General features: G+C 64.6%; 22 protein-coding genes. 12 read left to right on the forward strand and 10 right to left on the reverse strand.

What is annotated here, in order from left to right:
• Positions 1-4 precede the first annotated feature (4 nt).
• Positions 5-1,327, reverse strand: coding sequence for a NupC/NupG family nucleoside CNT transporter (locus sphantq_RS06950; protein ID WP_066605839.1), 1,323 nt, complete (start codon positions 1,325-1,327; stop codon positions 5-7).
• A gap of 174 nt (positions 1,328-1,501) precedes the next feature.
• Between sphantq_RS06950 and sphantq_RS06955 the strand changes: the two genes are divergently transcribed.
• The 3 genes from sphantq_RS06955 to sphantq_RS06965 are packed head-to-tail and all read left to right on the forward strand — an operon-like array spanning position 1,502 to position 4,534.
• Complete coding sequence (locus sphantq_RS06955) at positions 1,502-2,401, forward strand: dioxygenase family protein (protein WP_272799898.1); 900 nt, start codon at positions 1,502-1,504, stop codon at positions 2,399-2,401.
• Between the two features lie 16 nt (positions 2,402-2,417).
• The gene (locus sphantq_RS06960; RefSeq protein WP_272799899.1) at positions 2,418-3,185 is read left to right on the forward strand and encodes a response regulator; all 768 of its coding nucleotides are present in this window, start codon (positions 2,418-2,420) and stop codon (positions 3,183-3,185) included.
• On the forward strand, positions 3,182-4,534 hold the full coding sequence (locus sphantq_RS06965) for an ATP-binding protein (protein WP_272799900.1): 1,353 nt from the start codon (positions 3,182-3,184) through the stop codon (positions 4,532-4,534). The genes sphantq_RS06960 and sphantq_RS06965 overlap by 4 nt, the downstream gene beginning before the upstream one ends.
• Before the next feature lie 20 nt (positions 4,535-4,554).
• Here sphantq_RS06965 and sphantq_RS06970 read toward each other — a convergent pair whose 3' ends face one another.
• The 6 genes from sphantq_RS06970 to typA form a co-directional block, all read right to left on the reverse strand.
• Entirely contained in the window at positions 4,555-5,028 is a 474-nt protein-coding gene (locus sphantq_RS06970; protein WP_066605852.1) for a MarR family transcriptional regulator, read from the reverse strand.
• Entirely contained in the window at positions 5,006-5,425 is a 420-nt protein-coding gene (locus sphantq_RS06975; protein WP_129926069.1) for a hypothetical protein, read from the reverse strand. The genes sphantq_RS06970 and sphantq_RS06975 overlap by 23 nt, the downstream gene beginning before the upstream one ends.
• 61 nt (positions 5,426-5,486) lie before the next feature.
• Complete coding sequence (locus sphantq_RS06980) at positions 5,487-5,831, reverse strand: hypothetical protein (RefSeq protein WP_129926068.1); 345 nt, start codon at positions 5,829-5,831, stop codon at positions 5,487-5,489.
• A 70-nt stretch (positions 5,832-5,901) separates the two neighbouring features.
• Positions 5,902-6,393 carry a helix-turn-helix domain-containing protein gene (locus sphantq_RS06985; RefSeq protein WP_272799901.1) on the reverse strand — a complete coding sequence of 164 codons (492 nt, stop codon included), beginning with the start codon at positions 6,391-6,393 and terminating at the stop codon, positions 5,902-5,904.
• 178 nt (positions 6,394-6,571) lie between these two features.
• Positions 6,572-6,742 (reverse strand): hypothetical protein, encoded by a 171-nt coding sequence (locus sphantq_RS06990; RefSeq protein ID WP_165363575.1) that lies wholly within the window; start codon positions 6,740-6,742, stop codon positions 6,572-6,574.
• A gap of 104 nt (positions 6,743-6,846) precedes the next feature.
• Positions 6,847-8,667 carry a translational GTPase TypA gene (typA, locus tag sphantq_RS06995; protein ID WP_066605859.1) on the reverse strand — a complete coding sequence of 607 codons (1,821 nt, stop codon included), beginning with the start codon at positions 8,665-8,667 and terminating at the stop codon, positions 6,847-6,849.
• Positions 8,668-8,931: 264 nt separating this feature from the next.
• Here typA and sphantq_RS07000 point away from each other — a divergent pair, with 264 nt between their 5' ends.
• The 5 genes from sphantq_RS07000 (at position 8,932) to sphantq_RS07020 (ending at position 13,071) form a co-directional block, all read left to right on the forward strand.
• On the forward strand, positions 8,932-10,482 hold the full coding sequence (locus sphantq_RS07000; RefSeq protein WP_066605864.1) for a S10 family peptidase: 1,551 nt from the start codon (positions 8,932-8,934) through the stop codon (positions 10,480-10,482).
• Between the two features lie 95 nt (positions 10,483-10,577).
• Positions 10,578-11,795, forward strand: coding sequence for a toxic anion resistance protein (locus sphantq_RS07005; RefSeq protein WP_272799902.1), 1,218 nt, complete (start codon positions 10,578-10,580; stop codon positions 11,793-11,795).
• Between the two features lie 34 nt (positions 11,796-11,829).
• Positions 11,830-12,540, forward strand: coding sequence for a hypothetical protein (locus sphantq_RS07010; RefSeq protein ID WP_272799903.1), 711 nt, complete (start codon positions 11,830-11,832; stop codon positions 12,538-12,540).
• A gap of 18 nt (positions 12,541-12,558) precedes the next feature.
• Positions 12,559-12,711, forward strand: coding sequence for a hypothetical protein (locus sphantq_RS07015; protein ID WP_165363574.1), 153 nt, complete (start codon positions 12,559-12,561; stop codon positions 12,709-12,711).
• Between the two features lie 108 nt (positions 12,712-12,819).
• Positions 12,820-13,071 (forward strand): hypothetical protein, encoded by a 252-nt coding sequence (locus sphantq_RS07020; protein WP_066605870.1) that lies wholly within the window; start codon positions 12,820-12,822, stop codon positions 13,069-13,071.
• Between the two features lie 241 nt (positions 13,072-13,312).
• On the opposite strand, the gene sphantq_RS07025 is transcribed toward sphantq_RS07020, so the two are convergent.
• Positions 13,313-14,170 carry an SMP-30/gluconolactonase/LRE family protein gene (locus tag sphantq_RS07025; RefSeq protein ID WP_272799904.1) on the reverse strand — a complete coding sequence of 286 codons (858 nt, stop codon included), beginning with the start codon at positions 14,168-14,170 and terminating at the stop codon, positions 13,313-13,315.
• Positions 14,170-15,330 (reverse strand): aldose epimerase family protein, encoded by a 1,161-nt coding sequence (locus sphantq_RS07030; protein ID WP_272799905.1) that lies wholly within the window; start codon positions 15,328-15,330, stop codon positions 14,170-14,172. The genes sphantq_RS07025 and sphantq_RS07030 overlap by 1 nt, the downstream gene beginning before the upstream one ends.
• Positions 15,331-15,452: 122 nt before the next feature.
• Here sphantq_RS07030 and sphantq_RS07035 point away from each other — a divergent pair, with 122 nt between their 5' ends.
• Complete coding sequence (locus sphantq_RS07035) at positions 15,453-16,760, forward strand: sugar MFS transporter (RefSeq protein WP_129926063.1); 1,308 nt, start codon at positions 15,453-15,455, stop codon at positions 16,758-16,760.
• A gap of 86 nt (positions 16,761-16,846) precedes the next feature.
• Here the strand turns inward: sphantq_RS07035 and sphantq_RS07040 are convergent, their stop codons facing one another.
• A complete protein-coding gene (locus tag sphantq_RS07040; RefSeq protein WP_066605882.1) occupies positions 16,847-17,611 on the reverse strand; it encodes a FadR/GntR family transcriptional regulator in 765 nt (254 codons plus the stop codon).
• Positions 17,612-17,814: 203 nt separating this feature from the next.
• On the opposite strand from sphantq_RS07040, the gene araD1 reads away from it, so the two are divergent.
• The 3 genes from araD1 to sphantq_RS07055 are packed head-to-tail and all read left to right on the forward strand — an operon-like array spanning position 17,815 to position 21,325.
• A complete protein-coding gene (gene araD1 / locus sphantq_RS07045) occupies positions 17,815-18,807 on the forward strand; it encodes an AraD1 family protein (protein ID WP_272799906.1) in 993 nt (330 codons plus the stop codon).
• A gap of 5 nt (positions 18,808-18,812) precedes the next feature.
• Positions 18,813-19,739: a Gfo/Idh/MocA family protein gene (locus sphantq_RS07050; RefSeq protein ID WP_272799907.1), complete on the forward strand. Its 927-nt coding sequence runs from the start codon at positions 18,813-18,815 to the stop codon at positions 19,737-19,739.
• 20 nt (positions 19,740-19,759) lie between these two features.
• Positions 19,760-21,325, forward strand: a complete 1,566-nt coding sequence (locus sphantq_RS07055) for an alpha-N-arabinofuranosidase (RefSeq protein ID WP_272799908.1) — start codon at positions 19,760-19,762, stop codon at positions 21,323-21,325.
• Positions 21,326-21,402: the final 77 nt, after the last annotated feature.

Below are 21,402 nucleotides of genomic sequence, written 5' to 3' on the forward strand. Positions count from 1 at the left end.
GACATTACAGGCTAAGCATCAGGCCCGCCAGCGCCGCGCTCATCAGATTGGCGAGGCTGCCGGCGACCAGCGCCTTCAACCCCAGCTTCGCGATCATCGGCCGCTGGTTGGGGGCGAGGTTGCCGGTCACCGCCATCTGGATCGCGATCGAACTGAAATTGGCGAAACCGCACAGCGCGAAGGTGATGATGGCGATGGTCGCGGGCGACAGCGCGCCCTGCACCTGGCCCAGATTGATATAGGCGACAAATTCGTTGAGCACGACTTTGGTCCCGAACAGGCCGCCCGCCACCTGCGCTTCGGCCCAGGGGATGTTGAGCAGATACATGACCGGCTGGAACACATAGCCCAGCAGCATCTGGAAGCTGAGGGTCGGATAGCCGAACCACGCCCCGATGCCGCCCAATATGCCGTTGGCCAGCGCCACCAGCGCGACAAAGGCCAGCACCATGGCGCCGACCGCGACGGCGAGTTTGACACCTGTCTGCGCACCCTGCGCCGCGGCCATAATCAGGTTGGCGGGCTTTTCCTCATCATGGCTGGCCTGCGGCATGGGTTCGCCCGGCGTGCCTTCTGGCAGCAAGGCGGCGGGGCCGGCGCCGCTGATCCGGGTTTCGGGCAGCAGCAGGTCGGGATGGTCGCCCAGCGGCAATTCGCCCTGCACCGGCGCGCGCGGGTCGGGCATCATGATCTTGGCCATCAACAGGCCGCCGGGAGCCGCCATGAAGCTGGCCGCGAGCAGATAGTCGATCTTGATCCCCATCGAGGCATAGGCGGCCAATATGGTGCCCGCCACGCCCGCCATGCCGCTGGTCATCACCGCGAACAGTTGCGGCGGGGTGAGGCCGGCCAGATAGGGACGGATGACGAGCGGGCTTTCGCTCTGCCCGACGAAGATGTTGGCGGCCGCGCACAGGCTTTCCACCTTCGACACGCCCGTCACCCATTCGATCGCGCCGCCGACCCAGCGGACGATGAACTGCATGATCCCCAGATAATAGAGGATCGACACCAGGCTGGCGAAGAAGATGATGACCGGCAGCGCGGCGATGGCGAAGCTGGCCCCGCCGATTTCAGGCTTGGCCAGCGGGCCGAAGATGAAGTCCGTGCCCGCCTGCGCATAGCTGAGCAGGTTGGCCACGCCCCTGGACATGCCGCCGATGATGGCGCGCCCCGCCGGGACATAGAGGACCAGAATGGCGATCCCCGCCTGCAGCAGGAACGCTGCGCCGACGACGCGCGGACGGATGGCGCGGCGATCGGAGGACAAGGCGAAAGCGATGGCGAGGATCAGGAGAATGCCGGCGAGGCCGATGAGAAGATGCATGAAGCGCTTTCGCGTGGGAAGGACAAACCTGCGCGACTATATGGGCCATGTCGCGGGGTGGCCAGAGCGTTTGACGGCTACAAAGCCGCTACATTGGGCAATCGGCCGGAGACATGCCGCCATTAGGGACGATTCCGAGGGTCTTTGAGCAACAAGACAAGAGGGATAGGGTAGATGGCTGGACATGACGACGCGCACGACCATGGGTTGATGCACGACCTGGAACAGATGCGCGCGCTGGCGCGGGAGAGCATCGGGCGGCGGCGCACCTTGCGGCTGCTGTTTTCCGCGAGCGGCGCGGCGCTGATCGGCGCCTGTGGCGGCGGATCGGGATCGTCGAGCGGATCGACCGCGACGCCCACCCCCACGCCTACGCCCACACCAACCCCGACGCCGACACCCACCCCGACACCCACCGGCACCTGCATCGCCGATCCGACCGAAACCAACGGTCCCTATCCGGCCGACGGGTCCAACAGCAGCAACGGCAGCGTGGTCAATGTGCTGGACGACACGGGCATCGTGCGCACCGACATCCGGTCGAGCTTCGGATCGTCGAGCGGCACCGCGGCGGGTATCACCATGACACTGACCATCACGGTCGTGAACGTCAACAGCAGCTGCGCCGCGCTGGAAGGCTATGCCGTCTATATCTGGCACTGCACCCGCGACGGGCTCTATTCGCTCTACACCGTGCCGGGCGAAAATTATCTGCGCGGCGTGGGCGTGACCGACGCCAACGGGCAGGTAACCTTCACCAGCATCTTCCCCGGCTGCTATTCCGGCCGCTACCCGCATATCCATTTCGAGGTCTATCCGAGCCTGGCGCGCGCCACCAGCTACGCCAATCGCGTGCTGACGTCGCAATTCGCCATGCCGGCCGACGCCTGCACCACGGTCTACGCCACCAGCGGCTATATCAGCAGCAAGAGCAATTTCGCCAGCATATCGACCAGCAGCGACAATGTGTTCGGCGACAATACGTCGGCGCAGGTGACGGCGATGACGCCGACGATGACCGGCGACATCACCAACGGCTATACCGGCGCGGTGACGGTCGGCCTGGCGATTTGATCGGATCAGCGTGCAGATGACTTTGCAGGAGGCGCATTCCGCCGATATGCTGGCGCCCATGGATGGTTCGCGCATATTGGTGGTCGACGACGATGCGGACATCCGCACGCTGCTGTCGGATTTCCTGGAGCAGCATGGCTTTGCCGTAACCGCGGTGGCCGATGGCGCGGCCATGGATCATGTGCTGGCGGCGCAGGATTTCGATATCGCGGTGCTCGACGTGATGATGCCGGGTGAGGACGGGCTGTCGATCCTGCGGCGGCTGTCCGCGCGCGGCGGCCTGCCGGTCATCATGTTGTCGGCGATCGGCAGCGACATCGACCGGATCGTCGGGTTGGAAATGGGGGCGGAGGATTATCTCCCCAAGCCGTGCAACCCACGCGAGTTGCTCGCCCGCGTCCGGACCGTGCTGCGCCGCCATCGGCGACAGGTGGCGGAGACGGCCGAACCGAGCGGCCGGAAGCTGCGCTTCGCCGGCTGGCATGTGGATATGACCGGGCGGCTGCTGACCGATCCCGACAATGTCGTCGTCACCCTGACCGATGGCGAGTTCCGGCTACTGCGCGCCTTCATCGACCATCCCCGCCGGGTGCTGAGCCGCGACCAGTTGCTCGATTATTCGGCGGGCAATGACAGCGAGAGCTATGACCGGGCGATCGACGTGCAGGTCAGCCGGCTGCGGCGCAAGCTGGAGCGTAGCGCGCGGACCGAGGGTGCGGACGAACTGGTCCGCACCATCCGCAACGAAGGCTATATGTTCACCGCCGAGGTCCGTCCGGCGTGAACCCGCGCCTGGGCCGCCTGAACCCGTCGATCCTGACCCGCATCGTCGCGCTGGTCGCCGCGACCCTGCTGCTGGCGCTGGGGGCGATGATGCTGGTCGCCTTTCGCGGGCCGCCGCCGCACAGCCGCCCGATGATGCTGGGCGAGGCCGCCGCCTTGTTGCAGGGCGCCGCCGCCCCGGCGGGCAGTTGGACGGTGGCGCGCTATCGGTCCGATCCCGCCCCACTGGCCGAACCGGGACAGATGGAGGACCGGCGCGCTGCGGCGCAAGTCGCTACGCTGCTGGGCGCGCGCCCGGCTGACGTCCGCCTGGTGCGTGAATTACCGCCGATGCGGATGGCCGATCCCGATCGGAAGGCTTGGCCCGTGCCCGGTTCCGGGCCAAGCTTCGGCCCGGACGGGACGATGCTGCACCGCGCCTTCCTGTTGGCGCGGCGCACGGCCGACGGCTGGCAGGTGGTTCAGGCGCGGCAGGGGGCCAATGGGCGCTGGTACGCCATCACCCTGTCGCTGATGGCGGGCATTTTCATCCTGCTTCTGCTGCCGGCCTATTGGGTGGCGCGGCGCATTACCCAACCGATCCGGCGACTGGCCGACGGCGCGGCGACCGAACGGCCCGAACGCGCCGACCCCCTGCCGCTGACCGGCCCGCCGGAGGTGCGCGCGGTGGGCGCGGCCTATAATCATATGCGCGCGCGGATCGCCGATTATCTGAACGAGCGCACGGCGATGCTGGTCGCGATCGCGCACGATCTGCGCACGCCCATGACCCGCCTGTCCTTCCGGCTGGAGGCGCTGCCCGACGGGCCGCGCGCCAAAGCGCAGGCGGATGTGCAGGAAATGCGCGCGATGGTTACCGACCTGCTGGATTTCATGCGTGGCCAAGGCGAGGGCGCGGCGCAGGTGCGGGTCGACCTGTCGGCCATAGTCGAGACGCTGGCCGACGATCTGGCCGATATGGGGCAGGATGTGGCGGTGACGCACAGCAGCCGCGCGGTGGTGCGCGGCGACGCGGTGGCGCTGCGGCGCTGCATCGCCAATCTGGTCGAAAATGCGGTGCGCTATGGCGGATCGGCGCGGATCGCGATGACCGTGACGAACGGGCGCGTCACGGTGGCGGTCGAGGATGACGGGCCGGGCGTGCCGGACGCGGCGATCGAGCGGCTGTGCGAACCCTTCTATCGTGGCGAGGCGTCCCGCAACCGCGAGACGGGCGGCGTGGGCCTGGGCCTCTCCATCGCCCGGCGGATCGCGGACGGCCATGGCGGCACCCTGGCCTTCGCCAACCGCGCCGGGACCAGCAACCCCAGCGGTTTGCGGGCCAGCATCACCCTGCCCCTGGACCGCTGAAACCCCGGAGAGATCGCCGATCAGTCGCCGCTTTCGAAGGCGAGCGAGACCCAGGACGCCATGGCGTCCACCGCCAATGGCGACAGGCGGATCGCGCGGCGACGCCGGCTGCTGGGCGAACTGCGATGTTCAGCCAGCAGGCCGCGCCGTTCCATCACACCGACCTGACCGACGACGACGCTGAGCGACAGGCGCAGCGTTTCGCTCATCTGCTCCAGCGTCAGCCCGCCGCCTTCCAGTTCCGCCTGATAAAGCAGCAGCAATATGTCCCAGGCCGGATCGGCGAACAGGTCATGCCCAAACAGCATCGACCGCATCCGCCGCGCTTCGACATAGCGAGCCAGCGCGGGGCGTTGGTCGCTCCCCTCGCCGTCCAGTATCGCGGGCTCTTCCTGCCGCGCGTGAAAATTGGTCAGGCATCGTTGCAGCGCGACCACCAGGTCGACCGCTTCCTGGCTGGGCATGTGGCGATCAGGCGGGATATGCACGGTCATGCGACGCCTTCCGGTCGAGTTCGATGCCGATGATGGCGAACAGCATCAGCGGGATCACCCAGACCGTGCTGAGGCCCGCATAGATCATGTCCGGGAAATCGGGGCGCAACAGGGTGACGACATGGGTCAGCACCGTCATCAATTGGCAGGCAGCGACCCAGATCGGCCAATAGCGGTTGCTGCCCAGCATCAGCCATAGCAGCGCCGCAAAGGTCGCCATATCCACGATCAGAAGCCAATATTGAGTGGCGTGCCACGACCCGGCGAGTTGCGCAGGGATGCTGAGCAGCGCGGCCGTGACCGAAATCACGACCAGCAGTCGCCCTTCGCGCCCGCCGAAACAGACGGCGAAGGCGCAGGTCATCAGCATCAAGAGCCAGAAGAAAGCCGCCAGCATCTGCATTTCCGATTGAGAGGGAGGGCAATGGTCATGCGGATGCCGACGGCTTTCGCCCTGATCAGGCGACCAGGGTCAGGTGACGCGCGGTTTCGCGCTGTTCGAGCTCCAGGCCGATGGGGCAGCCAAAGGCCGTCACTTCGTGCTGGCTGCGTTCGACGCAGCGGGTCAGCAGCGCGGTGGCGCGGACCATGTCGCTGCGGCCTTCGATGATCTTGGTCGCGCTGTCGTGGATCTGCTTGAGGATGCGCTGGCTCTCGCTGGCGGTCAGCCCCGATCCCTGCGACGCGGTGAGGAAGGCGGTGGTCAACTGCGCGGCATCGACCAGCGCATTATCCAGCGCGGCAAAAGCCTGGCGGGTCTGATCGGCGACGGCCTGGGTCTTGATGGAATCGAGGTTGAGCACAAGTCATCTCCTTCGCACGACACCCTTTTCACAGAGCGGTACGTCTTTCAGCATGGCGATTTGGGACAGATCAGCCCAGGACCGTAAAGGCCCCGCGAATGAGCAGCAGCAAAGCGACGACACCGACTCCGGTCAGCACAGCGGCCCGGATCATCGCCAATATGCGGCCATCGATACTCAGTTCATTGGTCGATCCCCCTAGCGGCGGGCCGAAGGCGAGGATGCGGCGCAGAAGCGTTTTGTGCTTCGTCGGCTCATCCAGCCTGTCCGGCTGAGCAAGGGATGACCCAGGTTCGGGATCGGAGGCAAGCCGCTCCGATTGATATATCAGGGGCTGATATGTGTCACTTTGGGGCGATAGTTGCTCAACCGAAATAAACAGGCGAGCGGCTTCCTTGCGCGAAGGCACGCCGAACTTGCGCAGGCTGGTGCGCACGCGCTGATCAACCGTATGCTCCGACACATGCAGTTGGCGCGCGATTTCCTTGGAATTGAAGCCCTGCGCCACCAGACGCAGACACTGCTTTTCCCCCTCGCTCAAGGCCGGAAGGGTTTCCGCCACTTCATCATTCCTCCTGCGTGAGCCGCCTGCCGGTTCAACGAACGACCGGACGGGAAGGCTCAGCCACCCACATCATCATTCACCATTTAAGGTTGCGATTCGGTTTGCACCGACCCCAAAGTGACACGATAGGACGCGAAGACGCAATGCGGATGGACGGTAACGGTCCGTCGCCGACTCAGGCGCCCGGTTTCGCGCCGCCCTGCTTGGCCTTATGCGCCGCGAGCAGCGCGTCGATTTCGACGATGCGCTGGCGCTGTGCCGTGTCCTTGGCCAGTCCTTTCAGGCGACATTCGGCCCAGAGAGCCCGGCGCTCTGATGTCAGCGCCTTGAGATAGAGGTCGGCCATGTGCGAACTCCTGTAAATTGATTGGGGGGCGGTGCGTTGCCGCCCGCCCCCTCCGCCGGGCCTTCGGCCCGCCACCTCCCCGTGCCGGGAAGGAACTGGATGACTTACGCCGCCTTCGAACGGCTCATGCGCTTGCGCTCGTTCGGATCGAGGTAGCGCTTGCGCAGACGGATGGTCTTGGGCGTGACTTCGACCAGTTCATCATCGTCGATATAGGCGATCGCCTGCTCCAGCGTCAGCTTCCACGGCGGAGTCAGGCGGACGGCGTCGTCCTTGCCCGATGCGCGGAAGTTGGTGAGCGCCTTGCTCTTCATCGGGTTGACTTCCAGATCATCGGGCTTGGCGTTCTGGCCGATGATCATGCCTTCATAGAGCGCTTCGCCCACGCCGACCATCAGGATGCCGCGTTCTTCGAGCGGACCCAGCGCATAGGCATTGGCTTCGCCCGCGCCGTTGGAGATGAGGACGCCATTCTTGCGGCCTTCGATATTGCCCTTGTGCGGGCCATATTTCTCGAACAGGCGGTTCATGATGCCGGTGCCGCGCGTGTCGGACAGGAATTCGCCATGATAGCCGATCAGGCCGCGCGAGGGCGCGGAGAAGGTGATGCGGGTCTTGCCGCCGCCCGAAGGACGCATGTCGGTCATCTCGGCCTTGCGGATGTTCATCTTCTCGACGACCGTGCCGGAAAATTCATCGTCCACGTCGATCATGACGGTTTCATACGGCTCGGTCTTGCCGCCATTCTCGTCCTCGCCGAACAGCACGCGCGGGCGGCTGATGGAGAGTTCGAAGCCTTCGCGGCGCATCGTTTCGATCAGCACGCCCAACTGGAGTTCGCCACGGCCGGCGACTTCGAAACTGTCCTTGTCGGCGCTTTCGGTCACCTTCACGGCGACGTTCGATTCAGCTTCGCGGGCCAGACGATCGCGGATCATGCGGCTCGTCACCTTCGTGCCTTCGCGGCCGGCCATGGGCGAATCGTTCACGGCAAAGCGCATCGACAGCGTCGGCGGATCGATCGGCTGGGCCTGGATCGGTTCGGTCACCGACGTGTCGGCGATCGTGTTGGCGACGGTCGCGACGGCCAGGCCCGCGAGCGAGATGATGTCGCCCGCCTTGGCTTCTTCGACAGGCACGCGGTCCAGGCCATGAAAGGCCATGATCTTGGATGCACGGCCGGTTTCGATCACCTTGCCGTCCATGTCGAGCGCATGGATCGCCTGGTTCACCTTCACCGAACCGCTGGTCACGCGGCCGGTCAGGATGCGACCCAGGAAATTGTCACGGTCAAGCAACGTCACCAGGAAGGTGAAGGGCACGCCTTCGACTTCCACGGCGGGCGCGGGAACGTGATCGACGATCTTCTGGAACAGCGGCTTGAGCGTGCCCGCGCGCAGCGTGGGATCTTCATTCGCATAGCCGTTGCGGCCCGATGCGTAGAGGACGGGGAAGTCGAGTTGCTCGTCGGTCGCGTCGAGCGACACGAACAGGTCGAACACTTCGTCCAGCACTTCCTGGATACGCTCGTCGGGACGGTCGACTTTATTGACGACTACGATGGGCTTGAGGCCCAGCGCCAGCGCCTTGCCGGTCACGAACTTCGTCTGCGGCATCGCGCCTTCCGACGAATCGACCAGCAGGACGACGCCGTCGACCATCGAGAGGATACGCTCGACTTCACCGCCGAAGTCGGCGTGGCCGGGCGTATCGACGATGTTGATGCGGGTGCCCTCCCACTCGACCGAGGTGGGCTTCGCCAGGATGGTGATGCCGCGCTCTTTTTCAAGGTCGTTGCTGTCCATCGCGCGCTCTTCGACGCGCTGATTGTCGCGAAAGGTGCCGGACTGGCGGAAAAGCTGATCGACGAGGGTGGTTTTGCCGTGATCGACGTGCGCGATGATCGCGATATTACGCAGGGACATGTCTTGCCTTCGGGATATGGGTTCGTCCACGCCGACACAAGGTCACGCAGAGGCTTCGGGCGCGCCCCTACAGGAAATGACGCGATGCGGCAAGGGCGGCCGGAACATCGGTCGGTAGACAAGGATAGCACGCGACCGAAGCGACGGTGAACGCCGCTTGCTCTGCTTTACATCAGTGCAATATCCCCTTGCCCCTCGCGCCGACATTCCTATGGTGCCGCGCGTCGCCAATAATATAGCCTGTCGCCAAGGAGCTTACCCCTCATGCGGTCTGCCGCCACCGTCGCTTTCGCTTCGCTCATTGCTCTCGCCTCTCCCGCCTTCGCGCAGAAGGATGCGCCCGACGCCGCGAAGCAACATGCCGACAAGGTCGCCGAAGATGTCGCAGCCAACTGGGCCAGCGCCCCGGTCGAAGAAGTGACGCAGAGCAGCAAGGGCACGGCGCGCGTCGATGGGAAGGCCATCCCCTATACCCAGACCGCCGGCACGCTCACCATCCGCGATGACAAGGGCAAGCCGGTCGCGAGCATGTTCTACACCGCCTATACGGCGACGGGTAAGAACCGCCCCGTCACCTTCCTCTATAATGGCGGCCCCGGCTCCTCCTCGCTGTGGCTGCGCATGGGCAGCTTCGCACCCGAACATGTGCGCACCGGCAATCCCGAAGCGGTGAAACCCGCGCCGTTCGACGTCGGCCCGAACAATGACAGTCTGATCGGCAGCACCGACATGGTGTTTTTGGACACGATCGGTTCGGGCTATTCGCGCATCCTGGGCGACGCCAAGCCGTCCGACTTCTACAGCGTCGATGGCGATGTGGACGCCTTCGCCAAGGCGATCATCCGCTACACGACCAAGAATGGCCGCTGGGCGTCGCCCAAATATATTTTCGGCGAAAGCTATGGCACGACCCGGTCCGGGGCGCTCGCCTATCAACTGGAGGATCGTGGCCTGGCGCTGAACGGCGTCGTGCTGCTGTCGTCGATCATGAATTATGGCGTGCGCCAGTCGGGCTTCGACACGATCCATATCGGCTATATCCCCAGCTATGCCGCGACCGCCTGGTATCATAACCGCGTGCCGGGCGGCCGTCCCGAAAGCCTGGAGGCGTTCGTCGAGGAATCGCGCGTCTTCGCCAACGGCCCCTATGCTACCGCGCTGCTCAAAGGGTCCGACATCACCCCTCAGGAAACCGACGCGATCGCCCAGCAACTCAGCCGCTTCACCGGCCTGTCGGTCGATTATCTCAAGCGCGCCAATCTGCGCGTCAGCCTCAGCCGCTTCCGCAAGGAATTGCTGCGCGACGGGCATGAGACGATCGGCCGCTTCGACAGCCGCTACAAGGGGATCGACGCCGACGCGGCGGGCGAGGAACCGGAATTTGATCCGTCCAGCACCGGCATTACCGGCCTTTATGTCGGCAGTTTCCTGGATCAGGTGACGCGCCAGATCGGCTATAAGACCGACCTCAACTATCGCCTGAGCGCGCGCGAAGGCGGCGACTTCAAATGGGACTGGAGCCATACGCCCCCCGAAGGCGGCAAGCAGAATGTCGCGGACGTGACCGCCGACCTTTCCGCCGCGATGCGCACCAACCCGCATCTGCGCGTGCTGTCCCTGAACGGCTGGTACGATATGGCGACGCCCTTCTTCTCGACCGAGCGCGATTTGAAGCACATGATGCTGGAGCCGGCGCTGCGCCAGAACCTCCAGTTCAAATATTATCCGGCTGGCCATATGGTCTATCTGAACCCGGAGGCGCTGCACCAGATGCGGCTCGACATGGAGCGCTATTACGCGCAAGGCGCGCGCTGATTGCATCGGGCGCGGGACCGGGCCATATTCGCCATTGAACCGCCACTGTTATAGTCACATATGACAGCTGGTTCGCAATGCCGTTGGGAGACGATATGGCCACGACCGCGCCCACCACGACCGTTACCGCTGACGCGCTCAACCTGACCCCGCCCGATCCGGTGCCGGTGGTCGCGCCCGAAAAGGCGTCCGGCCTCGTACCTATCGAGGATGAGAAAAAGTCGAAGCTGGACGAGAAGGTCGACGCCTTCGTTGCGGACCTCGTTGCGCAGGACGCCAATTCGCCCGAATTCGGCGCGCGGGTCGACCAGTTGACCAATATGGGCCGCAAGGAAATCGCCGAGGCCGCGGGCCATTCCAACCGCTTCCTCGATCGCCCCGTGCGCGCCATGGACAGCGATACGAAGGTCGGCGCGGACCTGGCCGAACTGCGCCGCACGGTAGAGGATCTCGATCCGGGCAAGCGCGGCAATCTGCTGGCGCCCAAGAAGCTGTTCGGGATCATTCCGTTCGGCAACAAGATGCGCGACTATTTCGACGGCTACAAGAGCGCGCAGGGCCATATCAATGCGATCCTGGGGTCGCTGGCCAGCGGTAAGGATGTCCTCATCAAGGACAATGCCGCGATCGACGTGGAACGCCAGAATATGTGGCAGACCATGGGCCGGTTGGAGCAGATGATCCATATCAGCAAGACGATGGATGCGCGGCTGGAAGCCAAGGCGCTGGAACTGGATTCGACCGACCCGACCAAGGCCAAGGCGATCCGCGAAAGTGCGCTCTTCTATATCCGCCAGCGCACGCAGGATCTGCTGACGCAGATGGCGGTGACGGTGCAGGGCTATCTGGCGCTGGATCTGGTCAAGAAGAATAATGTCGAACTGGTCAAGGGCGTCGATCGCGCCAGCACCACGACCGTCGCGGCGCTGCGCACGGCGGTGACGGTGGCGCAGGCGCTGGCCGGGCAAAGGCTGGTGCTGGAACAGATCAGCGCGCTCAACACCACGACCGCCAACATGATCGATCGCACCGGCGAATTGCTGAAAAGCCAGACCGCGCAGATCCACGAACAGGCCGCCAGCAGCACGATCCCGATCGAGACGCTCCAGCGCGCCTTCCAGAATATCTACGACACGATGGACAATATCGACGCCTTCAAGCTGAAGGCGCTGGAGAATATGAAGACGACGGTGAACACCCTGTCGGGCGAAGTGGAAAAGTCCAAGGGCTATATCGCCCGCGCCGAAGGACAGGCGCAGGCCGCCAAGGAAGTGCGCGCCGACAATCCGTTGCTGAGCGCGATCGAGGGGTGAAAGACATGCTCCCCCTCCTCCCGGAGAGAAGCTTGTGAGCCGATCCGACCGCGTCCTGGCCGATGCCGAGGCCGTGCTCCGCCGCCATAGCGATCGCGGGCAGAGCCTGTCCGCCCGCGCGCGGCAGCGGCGCAATGCCGGGCTGATGCGCAAGGTCAAATATGCCTTCTGGGCGGTGCTGGCGATCCTGCTGGCCAGCGCGGTGGCCGGGTTCATCCTGCCGCTGGGCACCACCGGCGTCATGATCGCGCTGGGCGTGATGATCGCTGCGCTGCTGCTGATCGCGCTTATGCCGACGAAAAGCCGGGTGAAGACGGAGGCGCTGGCCGCGACCGAACTGACCGCCCTGCCGCTCAAGACCGAAATCTGGCTGGAAAACCAGCGCAAGGCCCTGCCCTCCCCCGCCATCACCCTGGTCGACAGCATCGGCGTGAAGCTGGAGATATTGGCGCCGCAACTGGAGCGGTTGAACGATCAGGAACCGGCCGCGCAGGAGATTCGCCGCCTGCTGGCCGATCATCTGCCCGAACTGGTCACTGGCTATCAATCTATCCCCCAGCCGCTGCGGCGTGAAGAGCGGAACGGTCGCGTGCCGGAAAAGCAACTGGTCGACGGGCTATCCGTGATCGACGCCGAAATCGGCCGGATGAGCGAGACATTGGCCAGCGGCGATCTCGACAAGTTGGCGACGCAGAACCGTTTTCTTGAACTCAAATATCAGGAAGCCAAGGAATTGGGGCAATAGCTCCCTCTTGTCCCTGACATGATCCATCTCACGCTCATCATCGTCGATTTCCTGACGGGCCTGCTGGCGGCCGGCGCCTGGGCGCTGGCGTCGGCGGGCGGCGCGATCGCGGCGGTGGTGGGCGGCGGCGTACTGGGCGTGTCGCTGTTCCGGCGGTGGCGGCGGAAATAGCCGTCCATTTCTACGCTATTTCTACGCCGCCCGGCTTTTCCCGCTCTCGAAACCCTCTACGTCGACCGATAGATAACGCGCCTTCCCGATGACGGAGGCGCACGACTCATGGTCAATTGGCATCCCCGCCCCGCCGCGCAGATCGGCCTGCGGTTGCTGGGCCTCGCGCTGATCGCCAGCCTCGCGCCGCAGGGCGCGGAACTGCGCGCGCTCGTCCGTCAGTCCAGTGCGATCACGCCGACGCAGTTGCTGCTGGCTGCCGCTTGTTTCCTTAGCGCCAGCTTGGGCGTGGCGCTATCGCTGCTGGGTCCGGACCTATGGAAGCCGATCGGCGTCGCGTCCCGATGGCATGGCCATTGACCGATATGCGAACGATGGGAAGCAGAGGGGGAAATCGCCCCGGACGGCCAATGATGCGTGCAGTTCATCAAGAGGCCGTCCGGGATCGCAGCGTCGCCCGACTTTGGAGAGGCCATGACAACGCTGTCCTGGCGCTCTAGAGGATAAGCGCGCGCGACGCAACCGACTTTGATCGGTAAAAACGGAAAAGGCGCGGCCATCATCTGACGGCCACGCCCCACTCAGCGCCAATGGGCCATAATCAACCTGCGTACAGGTTGGTCGGCAGGCCGCGCGCACCGCTCTCCACCTCGAAGAACCCGCCATCATATTCGGTCGGATCGTCCAGCCCCACGGTCGCCGAGCTGACGAACATGCGGTCGAGATTTGGCCCGGCGAAAGTGATGTTGGTCACCTGCCGCGCCGGCAGGGCGATGGCGCGGTCCAGCCTGCCTTCGGGCGTGAAACGGCTGATTCGGCTACCGCCCCAATGGGCGACCCAGATATGGCCGTCCGCATCCACGGTCATGCCGTCGGGATAGCCATCCGCATCGCCGAACCGGATGAAAGGTTCCCGCCCGGTCGCGCCATGCTCGGTCCGGCGAAAGCGGTACATCTGCTGCTTGGCCGTATCGCTATGATAGAGCCATGTCCCGCAGGGCGAGAAAGCGGGGCCATTGGGCACGCGATAGGCGCTGTCCACCACAGTCCAGCTACGATCCGGCGCAAGTCGGTAGAGCGCGCCGCGGTCATGCGCCTCCGCCATCTCCATCGTGCCGCACCAGATATGGCCCTGCGCATCCGCTTTGCCGTCATTCATCCGGTTGCCGGGGAAATGCGGTTCCGGGTCGCCGAACGGCGTGACGGCCAGCGGATCGAGGCTGATTTCGGCAAAGCCGCTTTGGAAGCCGCCGATGAAGCCGCCAGCCTCCCGCTCCGCCACCCAGCCCAGCGGTTCGGGCATGGCGAACCGATCGACCGCGCCGCTCTCCAGCGACAAGCGGTTGAGCGCTGGCGCGAGGATATCGACCCAGTAGACGGCGTTATCGCGCGCCGACCAGAGCGTCCCCTCCCCCAAACTGTCCGCGACGGCGCGGTCGATCAGCCGCCACTCCGGCATCAGCGCGCCACCGACAGGCGATAGACCATCTCATGATGATAGGGCTTGCCGGGATCGACGCGCGCCGACACGAAGCCGGGCTGGTTGGGCGCATCAGGGAATTTCTGCGGCTCCAGCGCGATGCCGTCGCCCATGCGGTAGACATGGCTGCCCTTGCCGATGAAGGTGCCATCCAGGAAATTGCCGGCATAGAATTGCACGCCCGGTTCGGTCGTCAGCACGTCCAGCGCGCGACCCGACACCGGGTCTTCCAGCCGCGCGGCCAGTTCGGGCTTCTTCGTCAGCCCCTTGTCCAGCGCGAAATTATGGTCGTAGCCGCGACCGGCGATGATCTGCGCATCGCGACCGTCGCGCAGGCCGTCGGCGACGCGGCGGGGCGCACGGAAATCGAACACACCGCCTTCGACCGGCTTCAATGCGCCGGTGGGGATCAGGTTGGCGTCGACCGGCGTATAGGCCTTCGCCGGGATCGTCAGCATATGGCCCATCGCGCCGTCGGGCGACCCTTCGCCCTGAAGATTGAAGATGGCGTGGTTGGTCATGTTGACGATGGTGGGCTTGTCGGTCTTCGCGTCGAAGGCGATGCCGAGGTTGCCGCTTTCATCCAGCGTATAGGTGACGGTCACGTCCAGTTTGCCGGGATAGCCCGAATCGCCGTCCGGGCTGGTCAGGCCCAGCACCAGGCTGGCCTTGGGGCCGCTCTTGAGCGACACGACCTTCCACACCTGCTTGTCGAAGCCCTTGCCGCCGCCATGCAGCGTGTTGACCTTGTCGTTGAGCGGCAACTGATAGGCTTTGCCGTCGAGGCTGAATTTGCCGCCCGCGATACGGTTCGCATAGCGGCCGACGGTCACGCCGAAATAATTGGGGAAATCGACATAGCCCTTAAGGTCGTCATAGCCGAGCAGCACGTCGGCGATCTGACCATCCTTGCCGGGACCGGACAGCGACTGAAGCGTCGCGCCGTAGGTCAGGATCGTCGCGGAGACACCCGCGCCATTCTTCAGCGTGATCGCCTCGACCGCCGCGCCATTGGCGGTGCCAGCCGGCGCGCGGCTGGCGTCGGCCGCCATAGCCGTTCCGCTTGCGAGCGTGAGAGCAAGCGCATACAGACCGACAGCGGGTGACAACGCTGTTTTCAAATCGAGGACCTTTCGCATGGACTTCCTCCCAGTAGCTGCGCCCATTGACGGGCGGTTGAGGGAGATATACTCCGACAAAATAAGCGGACGCAACCCTTGATCGGGCGGCCCGCTGCTGGAACTGCAGTGGAGAAGGATGAATGGCAGGACCGATCTCATCAGGCGCGGGCGTAACCGCGACGCACAATCCCGGCACGCGCTACGGCCCGGCGCTGGCGTTGCTGGCCAGCCTCTTCTTCATGTGGGGCTTCATCACCGTCATCAACAACACGCTGCTGCCGCATCTGCGCAGCGTGTTCGAGCTGAGCTATACCCAGACGACCCTGATCGAATCGGTCTGGTTCATCGCCTATTTCGTGGCGTCGATCCCATCGGCCAAGCTGATCGAACGGGTCGGTTACCAGAAGTCGCTGGTCATCGGCCTGCTCATCATGGCGGCCGGCGCGCTGGGCATGACGGTCGCAGCGTCGATCCCCTCCTATGGCGTGACTTTGGTCATGCTGTTCGTGATCGCCAGCGGGATCACCCTGCTGCAGGTCGCGGCCAACCCCTATGTCGCGATCGTCGGCAAGCCCGAAACCGCCTCGTCGCGGCTCAATCTGGTGCAGGCGATGAACTCGGCCGGCACGATGCTGGCGCCGCTGTTCGGCGCCTATCTGATCCTGGGCCGGTCCAAGGGCGGCACGGCGCAGGGCGATGTCGTCCTGACCCAGGCCGAACGGCTGGCCGACGCCCAGTCCGTGATCCTGCCCTATGTGATCGTCGCGGCCGTGCTGGCGGTGCTGGCCATCGTCATCGCCCGCTTTCCCTTGCCCGCCATGGGCAATGCGACACAGCGCCACAACAAGGAAGAGCGCAAGAAGCATTCACTCTGGAACCACCGCAACCTGGTGTTCGGCATCCCGGCGATCTTCATCTACCTGATCGCCGAAATCGGCGTCGCCAACCTGTTCGTCAACTTCGTCAGCCAGCCAGACATCGCCAACCTGACCCACGAGCAGGCGGGCCGTTATCTCACCTTCCTGTGGGGCGGCATGATGGTAGGCCGGTTCGCGGGGTCTGCGATCATGCAGAAGTTCGATGCGGGCCATGTCCTCGCCGCCTTCTCGATCGGCGCGTTCATCGTGATGCTGGTCACGGTCTTCACCACCGGCCCGGTCGCCATGTGGTCGCTGATCCTGGTCGGCCTGTTCCATTCGATCATGTTCCCGACCATCTTCACGCTCGGCATTAAAGGGCTTGGCCCGCTGACCGAAGAAGGTTCGGGCCTGCTCATCATGGCGATCGCCGGCGGCGCGCTGGTCGTGGTGCAGGGCTGGCTGGCGGACCATTACGGCCTGCAGACCAGCTTCCTGCTGACCGCGATCTGCGAACTCTACATCCTCTTCTATGCGCTCTGGGGGTCGAAGACGACCAATGCGCTGCCGGACCAGCAGGTCGAAGCATAACGGGCCGAGGGTCGCACTTCGGATGGCAAAAAGGGCCGGAGCGGCATATCCGCTCCGGCCTTTTTATTTTGGCAAACCTCTTTTTTTCATCGCTCCATCGCGCTCGCCGTATCCTCCAGCGCCAGATCGACCAGCACGCCCATCGCCTCCGCCGCGGCCGCGGGATCGCCCGCGGCGATCGCGTCATAGACGCGGACATGGTCGGGAATCGGGTTGCGCGGCAAAGCGCGGGCGCGCTGTTTATATTGCGTCGTCCAGTTCACCGCCGCGCCGATGCTGGCGGTCAGCACCAGCAGCGCGTCGTTGCGCGTCGCGTGCAGGATCGCATTGTGGAAATCGCGGTCAGCCGCCCGCCCCGCTTCGGTCGCCAGCGTGTGGCGGCGCATCGCGGCAAGCGCGTCCTTCATGATCCGCAGATCCTCCTTGTCACGGCGCTGCGCCGCCAGCCGCGCGGCGGCCGGCTCGACGATGGCGCGCAGTTCGAACAGATCGCGCACGAACTGGATGTCCGGCTCGCCGGCAAAGGCCCAGGCCAGCACTTCGGGGTCGAGCAGGTTCCAGCGGTTGCGCGGCAGGACACGGGTGCCCGCCTTGGGCCGGCTTTCGACCAGCCCCTTGGCGGTCAGCACCTGGATCGCTTCGCGATAGGCGCTGCGCGACACTTCCAGTTCCTCGGCGAAGGCAACTTCGCCCGACAGCACGTCGCCCGGCTGATATTGGCCGGACAAGATCGCCATGCCCAGCTTGTGTGCGATCGCGCCGTGCAACCGCCGTCCCGGACCCCGAACCGCCTTGGCTCCGCCGCCATTTTCCGTCTCATCACTGTGCAAAGACGGATTTTCCTTCACCATTTCCGCTCCTCTCGCCTTTCCCCAATCAGGCATATCCGTCCCTATAATACAAGCATTGCCATTACCATCATCCTGTAATATGTCGGAGTAATTAGCAGATTCACCGCCGCCGCCTCGTTCGACCGGACGATGTTCAGGCGCGCGGCAAGAGGCTTGTGATTTGGATTGAGCGCCGTTTCCAGGCGCGCGGGAGGAGAGTTTTCATGACATTGCGCCTGTTGCAGCATCGTTCGGACAGTGGCGAGCGGACGGTCATCGCCGCGCAGGGCGACGCCGCTTATGTCGTGCCGGGCTTCGCCACGATCCGCGCGCTGGCGCTCCATGCGATCGCGCAGAAGATCAGCCTCGCCGCCGCGGTCGCAGCCGCTGGCCAAGGCGATGCCGTGGATATCGCCGCCGAGTTCGAAGCCAACCGCCTGCTCGCCCCCATCGATCATGACGATGACGCGCATGTCCAGTTGACCGGCACCGGCCTCACTCATCTGGGTTCCGCCGAGGGTCGCGACAAGATGCACCGCGAAGCCGCTGCCGCCGAGAAGCAGACCGATTCGATGCGCATGTTCCTGGAAGGTCTGGAAGGCGGCAAGCCTGCCGCTGGCGAAACCGGCCAGCAGCCCGAATGGTTTTACAAGGGCGACGGGTCGCAGCTCGTTGGTCCCACCGATCCGCTGGTCATGCCCGCCTTCGCCCAGGATGGCGGCGAGGAGCCGGAAATCGCCGGCGTCTACATCATCGGCGAAGACGGCACCCCCTATCGCCTCGGCCTCGCGCTCGCCAACGAGTTCAGCGACCATGTGACCGAGCGTCATAACTATCTGTGGCTCGCCCACTCCAAGCTGCGTCAGGCCGCGCTCGGCCCGGAACTGCTGGTCGGCACGCCGCCGGACCATATCGAAGGGTCGAGCCGCATCATCCGCAACGGCGAAATCCTCTGGGAAAAGCCGTTCCTGTCGGGCGAAGGCAATATGTCGCACAGTTTCGCCAATCTGGAACATCATCATTTCAAATATGACCTGTTCCGCCGCGCGGGCGACGTGCATGTCCATTTCTTCGGCACGGCCACCCTGTCCTTCAGCGACGGCATCGCACCGCAGGAAGGCGATGTATTCGAAATCCTCGCTGCCCCCTTCACCCTGCCGGTGCGCAATCCGCTACAACGCGCGCCAGCTGTCCAGGTCGCTGTCCAGGCGCTCTGACACAGATGGACCCGATCCGTATCGCGATCGTGGGCATAGGCAAGATCGCGCGCGATCAGCATGTACCCGCAATCCGGGGCAATAGCGCCTTTAGCCTGGCCGCGACCGTCAGCCCGCATGATGCCGGGCTGGACGGCGTGCCGCACCATGCCAGCCTGGACGACCTGCTCGCCCAGGGTCCGGCGGTGGACGCGATCGCGCTCTGCACCCCGCCCCAGGTCCGTTACGACCTGGCGGCGCAGGCGCTGACGAAGGGCGTCCACCTCTTCCTGGAAAAGCCGCCCGGCGCGACTCTGGCAGAGGTGGAGGCGCTCAAGGTCCAGGCCGACAAGGTCGGCGTCAGCCTGTTCGCCGCCTGGCACAGCCGTTTCGCCGCCGGGGTCGCCCCGGCACGCGCCTGGCTGGCCGAGCGCAAGATCGAGAAGGTATCGATCGTCTGGCGCGAGGATGTCCGCGTCTGGCATCCGGGCCAGGCCTGGATTTGGCAGCCCGGCGGCCTTGGCGTATTCGATCCGGGCATCAACGCCCTGTCGATCGTCACCCATATATTGCCGCGCCCCTTCTTCCTGAAGGACGCGACGTTGGTTCTGCCCGAAAACCGCGCCGCGCCGATCGCCGCCGACCTGGCGTTCCGCGATACCGCGGGCGCGCCGATCCACATGGATCTCGACTGGCGCCAGACCGGCCCGCAAAGCTGGGACATCATCGTCGAAACCGACGCGGGCACGCTGAAACTGGCGCAGGGCGGCGCGGTGCTGACCCTGCCCAGCGGCACCGAACATGGCGAGGATGTCGAATATGCCGGCCTTTACGCCCGTTTCGCCACGCTGATCCGGGGCGGACGATCGGATGTCGATACCAGCCCGCTGCGGCTGGTCGCCGATGCCTTCCTGCGCGGCACCCGCCAGACAACACAAGCATTTCACGACTAATTCCAACGGGAGAGGAAAAGATGATGAAATCCCTGCGCCGCACCACCGCTGCGCTGCTGCTGTGTGCCAGCGCGCTCGCAACCAGCGCCCATGCCGACACCGGCGGCAAGCCGACGACCGCCACGATCGACGCCGCCAAGCCCGGCCCGGTCTATGACAAGCGCATCTTCACCCAGTTCGCCGAGCATCTGGGCAATGGCATTTATGGCGGGCTGTGGGTCGGCAACGACAAGTCGATCCCCAACACCAACGGTTTCCGCAACGACGTGATTTCGGCGCTCAGGAACCTGGCCGTTCCCGTCGTGCGCTGGCCGGGCGGCTGCTTCGCCGACGAATATCATTGGCGCGAAGGGATTGGCGGCAAAGCCAAGCGCCCGGTCAAGATCAACACCCATTGGGGCGGCGTGACCGAACCCAACACGGTGGGCACCCATGAATTTTTCGAACTGATCCGTCAGATCGGCGCGGAAGCCTATGTCGCGGGCAATGTCGGCAACGGCACGCCCCAGGAAATGGCCGAATGGGTCGAATATATGACCTCGCCCGCCGGCACGCTGGCCGACGAACGCGCCAGGAACGGCCATAAGGACCCCTGGGCCGTGCCCTATTTCGGCGTGGGCAACGAACTGTGGGGCTGCGGCGGCAATATGCGCGCCGAATATGCCGCCGATGTCACCCGTCGCTACGCCACCTTCATCAAGGCGCCGAGCGGCACCAAGATCCTGAAGATCGCGGCGGGCGCCAATGTCGACGATTATAACTGGACCGAAGTGATGATGCGGGAGGCCGGCGCGCAACTCGACGGCGTTTCGCTCCATTATTACACCCTGCCCCAGGGCGGCTGGCCGCCCAAGGCCGATCCGGTCAATTTCGACGAGACGCTGTGGGCCGACACCCTGTCCAAGGCCGTGCACATGGATGAGCTGATCACCAAGCACACCGCCATCATGGACAAGTATGACCCGGCCAAGCGCATCTTCCTGGCGGTGGACGAATGGGGCACCTGGTATGCCCAGGACCCCGGCACCCATCCCGGTTTCCTGCGCCAGCAGAACACGATGCGTGATGCGCTCGTCGCGTCGATCCATCTCGACATTTTCGCCAAACATGCCGAGCGGGTGAAGATGAGCGCGATCGCGCAGATGGTGAACGTCCTCCAGGCGATGATCCTGACCGACGGCAAGAAGATGGTGCTCACCCCCACCTATCATGTCTTTGAAATGTACAAGTCCTGGCAGGACGCGACGGTGCTGCCGATCAGCATCGACACGCCTTGGTATAATAAGGACCAGTTCGTGATGCCGGCCGTCAGCGGCTCTGCGGTGCGGGGCAAGGATGGGAAGGTCCATGTTGGCCTGTCCAACCTCGATCCCAATCAGGCCAACACGGTCACGGTCAAGCTTGGCGGCCTCAACGCCGCCAGCGTCACCGGCCGCATCCTGACCGCCAGCGCGATGAACGCACACAACACGTTTGAAGCGCCCGAAACCGTGAAGCCGGTCGCTTTCACCGGCGCGCAGGTCAGCGGTGGCGCCTTGACCGTGACGCTGCCGGCCAAGTCGGTGGTGGTGCTGGAACTGCAATAAGAGTTTGGAGCGGGCGGCGGGTGGAATCACCGCCCGCTCCAATCCTTTACCAGGCCGTGCTCCCGCGCAGGCGGGAG

The sequence above is a fragment of the Sphingobium sp. AntQ-1 genome, assembly GCF_028538045.1.
Lineage (GTDB): Bacteria > Pseudomonadota > Alphaproteobacteria > Sphingomonadales > Sphingomonadaceae > Sphingobium > Sphingobium cupriresistens.